Origin of the sequence: Martinezella miluonensis (assembly GCF_900094545.1) — a bacterium.
GTDB classification, from domain to species: Bacteria; Pseudomonadota; Alphaproteobacteria; order Rhizobiales; family Rhizobiaceae; genus Rhizobium; species Rhizobium miluonense.
Genome location: NZ_FMAH01000043.1, coordinates 47,915 through 55,927 on the forward strand (window position 1 = coordinate 47,915; position 8,013 = coordinate 55,927).

Below are 8,013 nucleotides of genomic sequence, written 5' to 3' on the forward strand. Positions count from 1 at the left end.
CTGGTCGGCGTCCGCTTTGTTCCCGATGACGACCACCCGTCGCAGCCGTTCGACCGATTTCAATGAATGAGCGGCAGCGTCGCAGTTGCAAACGGAGCGACCTCGACGAACATGGCTTCGGCACCGCATGCGCCGCAATCGACCCTCTGCGTCTTGCTGGTCAGATTGACGGCGTAGAGCGTCGATCCCGAACCATCCTTGACGATAACGGCGAGGAACTCCGCCGGCGCCGTCGAGATACATTCCTGCCAGACCGCGCCTGTCAGCCTGGACAGCGTCCGCACCGTATTGAACAATGGACGAGGGAGCGCCCGCTCCATCGGTTCGTCACCGTCGGCAATCAGGCCAAAAGGCCCCGTCAGCGCAGACAGCGTCAAGCATTCGAGATGAGCGTCAAGCACCCGGATGGCGTATCCAAGAGCGAAAGCTTCTGCGAAGCGCCCGTTTTGACGGGGGTCTCGGTTGGCCATCGGGATCCGCTCACCCGATGGGTTTTCCATTGTGCGACTACCGTAGGGGTTCTGCCGCATCGGGATCGTCGATGGGCCGATCCGATATGGCATGTCGCCGTAGATGGCCCGCACGGAACGGGTGATGAAGGGCAGGGCCTCCAGCGTTTGCATGACACTGAGATCGTCGGCGGCGTGCACGATGGGGTTGGTGCAATGACTGACGAAGCCAAGCTGCCTGGCCGGAACGCGCTTTCGATTGAGCTCGGTGAAGTAACTCAGCATGCCGCCACCAATCCGAATGCCGGGAAACGCGGCATGAGCGGCGGCATAGACCTCGTCAAGCGGTGGGCAGTCCGGCCATTGGCTGCCCGGCGGCGTCGATTGCCTGTCGACCGAGGGCGAGACCATGATCGCATCGGGCTTGAGGCCGGCCGAATGCATGAGCCGGGCAATGTCCGCAGCTTCCGTGGATGGACTCTGCCTGCAGGGAAGGGCGATCTCGAGCGTCGTGTGCCCAGGATGGATCGTGGCAATTTCCGCAAATCGCCTGAGGTCGTCACCGCTGTGACCGGCACCGGGATCGAAATGGAAAATAAGCTCTTTTGGAGCGATCTCCGACAAGGCCTCTCGCGCGGCGAGTGTCGCTTCGGCTTCCTCTGGAGTGATGGCAAGCCCGATTGCCGGCATGACGCCGGTTCGATGTCCTGGTTCAAGCCTGATCATGTCGTTCGGCGACGCGTGGCGGCTCGACTGGCTGACGCGTCCATCCTTGATGATCAGCGATGTTCTCTGGCCTGCGGGTTCGTCTATTGCGATCCGATAGGGCCAGGGGAGCGCCAGCGGTCTGACATAGGTCTTGTAGGAAGCGTCGGACCAGTTGCGCTGGTCCTCCATTTCAAATGTATCCCCCTCCATGCGGCATTCCACAGTGACGCCGGGCATTGCGGTATGGGTGATGGCGCGCATGTCCTTGAACGGCTGCCATGGATCGATGAGATCGGGAAACCGGGTCGTCTCGATCGTCCCATCAACGTGTTCTACAATGGCCGACATGCCCGCAACGCCGACGATTGGGTGAAGAATGCAGAAGCCGCAGCGGTTGGTCTCAAAGCCGGTGTATGAGATGGCTTCAGCCTCGAAGTCGAGCCGATCGGTTGTACCTGCGATGCGGACGTCGATGGTGAGCTCGGTCCTGTCGGGACCTTCGAGACGCGCCCGATAGGAGACTTCGAAGTAACCTTCGCTGTCTTCGATTTTTAGATCGGTGATCTCTGGACTATACGTGCCCCAGTCACGGTCACGGACAAGATAGGAGACGGCGCGAAGTACCTCGATCCCGTCATAGCGAATGTTGCGCAGATTGCCGCTCGCAAGATCCGCTTCAAGCCTTCCGGCGCGCAATTGAACGGGTGGCGCTTCAACGTCGCGGGTGCCATAAAGTTGGAACGCATCCGCCGTCATCGCAGCATCGCCTCGACATCGACCGTCAGGTGCCCGGCAGCACTGTCATAGGCTGCCTCGACAAGAGCGAATGTCTTCAGATTGTCGGCACCCGACGTCGAATGTTCGCCACCTCGCTTCAGCTGATCGACCCAGTGCTGCTGGATCGCATAGACGCTTTCCTGGATGTTGTGCCAAGGCCGCGAAGCCCAGGATAACAGCTTGGGGGATACGTCAAGCGTGTGCGTGCCCCGAGCATTGGTCACCTCGAGCTGGTAGCCTGGAGTAAGCCGGATGGTTCCGTCGGAACCATCGAGTTCTATCAATGTCTCGGGGAAAGGCTCCCTCGAAAGCTTAGTGACGTAGCTGACGTCGACGATCGATGTCGCACCGCTTTGATGGTCGAGCAGGATGGTTGCCACATCCTCGCCCTTGATTTTTGGGTTGACCCGTTTTGTTCGGGCCGTGACGGCGCGGACGTCTCCGAGGATATAGCGGGCGATATCCAGGGTATGGATACCCAGGTCCTCGATGATGAAACGATCCTGTGCGGCGAGATAGGGCTGACCCGAGAAGACGTCGTAGCCCGAGCGAAACGAGAACCGGCCCCAGAATGGTACGCCGATCGCATTCTCTTCGAGAGCCTTGCGGACGGCCTGGATCGGGGCCTGCCAACGGAAATTCTCGTGAACCATCAGGGGAATGCCGGCGTTTTGGCATGCTTCCACCATGGCCTTTGCATCGGCAAGCGACTTGGCAAACGGTTTCTGGCAAATGGCAGCAATCTTGTGCCGCGCCGCCAACTCGACAAGCGGGCGGTGGCTCTGGACGGTCGTCGCGATGTCGACGAAATCAAAGCGGCCATCGGAAAATAGCGCCTCGGCATCGCTGTACCGCCGTTCGATCCCGAATTGATCGCCGACTGTCTTCAGGCGTTCAGGGTCGCGATCGCAAATCGCGACGATCCTGGCGCCCTCGACATCGTTCCAGGCATGCATCTGGTTGACTGCGAAGAAGCCGCAACCGATCAATGCACCTTTCAAGTCCGTCATTTCAATCTGCCTTTGCCATCTACAATGAGAGGAGCCGACCGACCAAAATCGGTCGGCTCCGACCGAGCGTGTTAGGCGAGGCCCTGCCTCGCCATCTGTTTCAGGTGATGCGCCGGATGCTGTCGGCGATCTCCTGAGGTTCGAAGACCCTTTTCCAGTCATCGCGCATCAAGGCGGGAATACCGAACTCGATGGCCTTGTTGCAGGCATCCGAGAACACTCCATCGACTTCTCCGAAGATGACGGCGCCGAGAACGTTCATGTGGCCGAGCAGGAAATCGCGGGCAGCTTCTTTGGGCACGCCACGCGCCACGCACTCATCCATTGCCTGGCGCATGACGACGAGCAGTGAAGCGCACACCGTCTCGGAAAGCCCCGGCTCCAACATGGCCAGCTGATCGACAGTCACCCGATGCGAACGCATGACCGGTGCCCAGATGACCTTGGCGATCTCTTCTCCGAGTTCGTAGGCGCTTTCAGGTCCCTGCATCAGCGCCGAGACGATGTGCTGCTTGGCAAAGAGGCCACCGAAATGGTCCTTCTTGGCCTGCATCTCGGTCTCGTCGTTGAAGATCGGCGGGTGGCAGGGATGGGTGACGAAATAAGTAAGATCGTCGCGCTTGGGCAAGTGACCCGCAAAGGGTGCCGCTGCGTCGAGAGCGACGACCATAGTGCCGGGCTTCAGCTTGTCTGCAATACCGGCAGCGACCTTGCCGATTGCCGTGTCAGGGACTGCGAGGATGACAACTTCGGCTCCATCGAGCCCGGCCTCCGCCGAGACGCAATCGATGCCGAGATCATTTTTCAGGCGTGCTTTGCCGGCATCGCTGAGTTCGATGTGGCGAACATCGAAGCGCGAGCCTTTGAAGTTCTTGGCAAGACGATAGCCCATTTTGCCGCCGGCGCCGAAGAGGGCAACTCTAGTCATTTTCTCTGACCTTTCAGATGCTGGATTTGAAATCACGCCGATACGGTGGACAGATCACCATATCGTTGTGGCCACTCAGGCGCTGGCATCCGAAAGACCACGGGTGCCAGCGCCCCAATTCAACGATGGACTTCGGCAGATCAGATGGATCTTGCGCCCGCACGTCGTACGAAGCGCGCGCTTTGCGCCGCTCGATTTGCCTGCTCCTTAACGTTGCCTGGATTGCCAGGGCGATCGATCATCTAGGATCTCCTTCCGTTGCGGATCTGGGCGAAGTACCCATCGGTTCCGATCTGTCCGCCCTTGAGCGCAATCTGCAGCCCATCGGTGGGCACGTATGTTCCATGGGCAACGCAGAGCGGAGATCCGGGCGTCTGTGGAAGAGGCAAAAGGGTCGTCAGAGCTTCCACGCGCAGTTCCGTCAATGCGTGACTGGACGTGTCGCCGCCGGCAATGACTGCGCGCTTGAGGCCTTCAGCTTCCACAAGCTGGCGCAAAATCGTCCCGAGGGCGCGACTGAGCCGATGCCGCGCGTCTGGAACGTCTTGAAGCGCCTTGCCGACGTCGGAAGATGGTCCGAGCGCCGTGTGGACAATAACACTCCTGCCGTTTCTGAGCTTCTCGCGGCCGGCAGCGACGGCGGCCTGAACCGCTTGTGTGCCCTGCGATGTGGCAAGCGCGAGCGGATCGACCGCAACCGCATCGAAGCCCTGTTCGAGGGCGGTCCGGATCTGCCGTTCCGTCGTCGGCGAAACGCTTCCTGAGACCACGGCCAGTCGATCGACGGCACCGACGTCGGCGAACCCGGCGCCTGCCTTCAGTTCGCCCTGCTCCTGCAGCGCCCTTACGATCGCGTACTCCACTCCGGACGAACCTGCGACGAACGTGCCCACCTTTCCCGTGACGCGGAGCATCTGTCGGCCGGCCGCCAGCTGTGTGTCGGCGGAGTTGACGTCGATCATGAGTATGCCGGCATCCGTGGCGACGAGTTCGTCGATGCGGTCGTCGGCGTCGGGAGCCGTGATGACAGTAGAGTCCGCCAATGCGACGGGAACCTCGGTCTGCATCGCAAGATGCCGCACCAGGTCCGCCTCATGCATCGGCGTTACCGGATGGCGGCTCATGACCGGGTGGCGGTCGATGCGAAAGGTGCGGCCCTGGTAAGCGGCAAACAGGTTGCCGAAAGCCGTATAGCGTTTCAATTGCGGGGCGCCGACAATTACAGGCACGGTAGACTGATCGAAGACCCCGCGACCGATTTCGATCGCTTTTCCGATGTTGCCGATCTTGGGACTGGAATCGAACGTCGAGCAGACCTTGTAGTGGCAAATGCTCGCCCCGAGGGATTTCAGCCATTCGAACGCAGGTGTCAGGTGCGACTGCATCCATTCCGGCGTCTCGCTTCGGCTCGTTCCGGCAATGCCGATCGCCTGGCATTCCTTGAAGCGGCCGCGCATCTCGGAGGAAGGAACCCCTAGAAAGAGCACCGTCGCAACGCCGTTCGATGCCAAAGCTTCCATCACGTCCGTCGAGCCGGTGAAGTCGTCGCCGTAGTAGCTGATGAGGGGGGCCGTCATCTTTTTCACGCGTCTCTGCCATTGCCGAATTTCGCGATAGAGGCGGCGAGCTCGCGATGGTCTTTTGCGTAGATCTCCAAGGGAATGTCAGCCACGGCCGCCTGCCAGGCCTGCTGCACGGCGCGAACGCCGGCTGCCGGACCACCGGGGTGGCTGACAATGCCTCCGCCGCAGAGATAGAGAAGGTCGGTGGTGCGGCCGGTCCGCTGATATGTCTCGGGCGCCTGCCCGCCCCATTGGCCGGAGCCAACAACCGGAAGCGGGCAATCCGACCGATCGAAGAGTGGGGCGCTGACCGCCTCGAAGGAGGAAACGAAGCTCTCGTCCGGCTCCCAATATTTGACCTTGATGCCGTTGATCTGAAACTGGTCGACGCCAAGGAGGCGCCAGAATTGCTGGTAGACCTTGAAGTCCAGGCCTGCGCCCGGATGACGTGTCAGCACGTCCCAGCCGTTCCGGTGAGCGTGCAGCACCAGATTGGACCGCTTACGCAGAAAGCTCATGCCGCCAAAGCCAATCGAATTGATGTTGATGACCGCGCAGTTACCGCCGGCCTTGGCGACGATATCGTGGTTGCGCATCATCTCGTCGGGATCGGCGTGCGAGATGCCAAAGGCGTACATCACCTTCTTGCCCGTCTTCTGCTCGTGATCGAGAATTCGCGGCATGATCGCCATAACCCGGTCCTTGAGCGGCGAGTAGGCCGGGCTCATGAGCTTCTCGTCATCCTTGATGAAATCTACGCCGGATTCGATTAGTTCGCCGACAAGGTCTGCGGTTTCGTGCGGACGAAGCCCCAGCGCCGGCTTGACGATCGTGCCGATGATCGGGCGCCCTTCGACGCCGGTCAGGCGACGGCTGCCGGGAATGCCGAATTGCGGTCCGGGATGCGCGTCCTTGAAGGCATCAGGCAATTTCATGTCGACGATGCGGATGCCTGTCATACCCTTGATGGAAAATACGCCGCCGATCGCGATGGTCATCAGCGCGGAGAGATCGGTGCCGATCGCGTCCAGAGGAAAGGCAATGTCGACGTCGGCGCGGCTAAGGCGTGTGCCAGGGGCTACCTCCGGCCAGGTCGGCTGGTCCCCGTCATCAAGTGGGCGGACCGCCAATACCCGTGCGGCAACCCGCAACTTCAATTCCTCGGTCTCGCCGGGGATCGACACGAAGGTTCCGGTCGACTGATCGCTTGCGATCTTGTCCGCCATAGCCTCGACGCTGCCTGATGTCTCGATGCGGTAAGTCAGCGTAATCATCATCGAATGCCAGTTGCTCCTCTCGCCAGATCAAATAGTCGTGGCGTCAACTCGTTAGCTGGTATAATGAGTATTCCATGTGATTGGAAGCGAAAATTTTAGAAGCCGTAATTTCGGGCGCTTTGCCCCGAGACGCGAACGTAGTAGGAGGAGGGAAGATTTGAGCCAGCGGAACCCAATGACCCAACCCATCGAACAAATCGTGCGTCGGAAGCTGTCCGACGAGGTATTCGATCGACTTGAGCGAATGATCACATCAGGTGATCTCAAGCCTGACGACGAAATGCCTTCCGAACGTGTCCTGATGGAGCGATTTGGCGTCGGCCGCCCTGCCATTCGCGAAGCGATGCAGGCGCTGGCCGCCAAAGGTCTCGTAAACATTTCTCATGGCGAAAGAGCCAAGGTTCTCAGGTTGACGGCGCAGTCGATATTCCAGCAAGTCGACCTGACGGCGAAGATCATGCTTTCCCAGTCGCACGACACGCTCGAACATCTGAAGAGCGCCCGGATTTTTTTTGAGCGCGGCATGGCCCGCGAAGCGGCTCAGCGTGTGTCCAAGAACGACATCGACGATCTGAAGGCTATAATTCAACGTCAGCGAAGCTCGATTGGCGATGCAGACAGCTTCATCGACGCGGATATGGAGTTTCACACGCGTATCGCGAAGATCTCTGGAAACCCGATATTTGTCGCCTTCAGTGAAGCAATGCTTGCCTGGCTGAAGGAGTATCACACCGACATGCTGATTTGGGCGGGCAAGGAGAAATTCACGCTTGTCGAACACGAGGAAATCGTCAGCCGGATCGAGCAAAGCGATGCCGACGGCGCGGAGAACGCCATCTTGAAGCACTTAGAACGCTCCCGTGCGCTCTACGGCAAATGACGACGACCGTATCAGGATCGGTCGACAGCTAAGTAACTTGGCGCTGTGGTCGGTTTCTGCGGGGCGCTGAAGTCGTCAGACTGCGGGACCATCGCTGATATGGTCCAGTCCCCTGAGCGTGGCCGCATATATTTCAACCGAAGAAGCCGTCTTGGCATGCGCAGCAATTTGTACGCTCGGTCGAAACAAAGGCTCAATATTGCTGTGCTCGATGTCCCATTGAAAGCTGACTGAAAGGTTGGTGGCGCTAGCGTGCTGAAGCTTCGAGGAGGAAGCGTGCTGTGCGGCGATCAACTGCCCCGGCACACAAATGGAGAGGAAAACTAAATGCGTGCATCAAACGTTCTCAAATATTCGGTGGCACTTTCCCTCGCGATGACTGCGGCGTCGTTTGCGACGACGGCTGCACAGGCGGCCGGCAA

At 59.7% G+C, this 8,013-nt stretch carries 6 protein-coding genes; 1 reads left to right on the forward strand and 5 read right to left on the reverse strand.

Annotated features, from left to right (window positions below; translation table 11 throughout):
- Nucleotides 1-59: 59 nt before the first annotated feature.
- The 5 genes from apnL to oiaX form a co-directional block, all read right to left on the reverse strand.
- On the reverse strand, nt 60-1,913 hold the full coding sequence (gene apnL / locus GA0061102_RS26340) for a D-apionate lactonase (protein WP_092854700.1): 1,854 nt from the start codon (nt 1,911-1,913) through the stop codon (nt 60-62).
- Complete coding sequence (locus GA0061102_RS26345; protein WP_092854702.1) at nt 1,910-2,944, reverse strand: Gfo/Idh/MocA family protein; 1,035 nt, start codon at nt 2,942-2,944, stop codon at nt 1,910-1,912. Before GA0061102_RS26345 ends, apnL begins: the two co-directional genes overlap by 4 nt.
- Nucleotides 2,945-3,044: 100 nt before the next feature.
- Nucleotides 3,045-3,872: a phosphogluconate dehydrogenase C-terminal domain-containing protein gene (locus GA0061102_RS26350; protein ID WP_092854704.1), complete on the reverse strand. Its 828-nt coding sequence runs from the start codon at nt 3,870-3,872 to the stop codon at nt 3,045-3,047.
- 242 nt (nt 3,873-4,114) lie between these two features.
- Entirely contained in the window at nt 4,115-5,449 is a 1,335-nt protein-coding gene (locus tag GA0061102_RS26355; RefSeq protein ID WP_092854714.1) for a four-carbon acid sugar kinase family protein, read from the reverse strand.
- Nucleotides 5,450-5,454: 5 nt separating this feature from the next.
- Complete coding sequence (oiaX, locus tag GA0061102_RS26360) at nt 5,455-6,711, reverse strand: 3-oxo-isoapionate-4-phosphate decarboxylase OiaX (RefSeq protein ID WP_092854706.1); 1,257 nt, start codon at nt 6,709-6,711, stop codon at nt 5,455-5,457.
- Nucleotides 6,712-6,886: 175 nt separating this feature from the next.
- Between oiaX and GA0061102_RS26365 the strand changes: the two genes are divergently transcribed.
- Nucleotides 6,887-7,591, forward strand: coding sequence for a transcriptional regulator NanR (locus GA0061102_RS26365; RefSeq protein WP_092854708.1), 705 nt, complete (start codon nt 6,887-6,889; stop codon nt 7,589-7,591).
- Nucleotides 7,592-8,013 lie beyond the last annotated feature (422 nt).

Excerpts from the sequence above, each read along its gene's own strand:
- apnL (WP_092854700.1), bottom strand. The coding sequence starts at position 1,913 with ATGACGGCGGATGCGTTCCAACTTTATGGCACCCGCGACGTTGAAGCG.
- GA0061102_RS26345 (WP_092854702.1), bottom strand. The coding sequence starts at position 2,944 with ATGACGGACTTGAAAGGTGCATTGATCGGTTGCGGCTTCTTCGCAGTC.
- GA0061102_RS26350 (WP_092854704.1), bottom strand. The coding sequence starts at position 3,872 with ATGACTAGAGTTGCCCTCTTCGGCGCCGGCGGCAAAATGGGCTATCGT.
- GA0061102_RS26355 (WP_092854714.1), bottom strand. The coding sequence starts at position 5,449 with ATGACGGCCCCCCTCATCAGCTACTACGGCGACGACTTCACCGGCTCG.
- oiaX (WP_092854706.1), bottom strand. The coding sequence starts at position 6,711 with ATGATGATTACGCTGACTTACCGCATCGAGACATCAGGCAGCGTCGAG.
- GA0061102_RS26365 (WP_092854708.1), top strand. The coding sequence starts at position 6,887 with ATGACCCAACCCATCGAACAAATCGTGCGTCGGAAGCTGTCCGACGAG.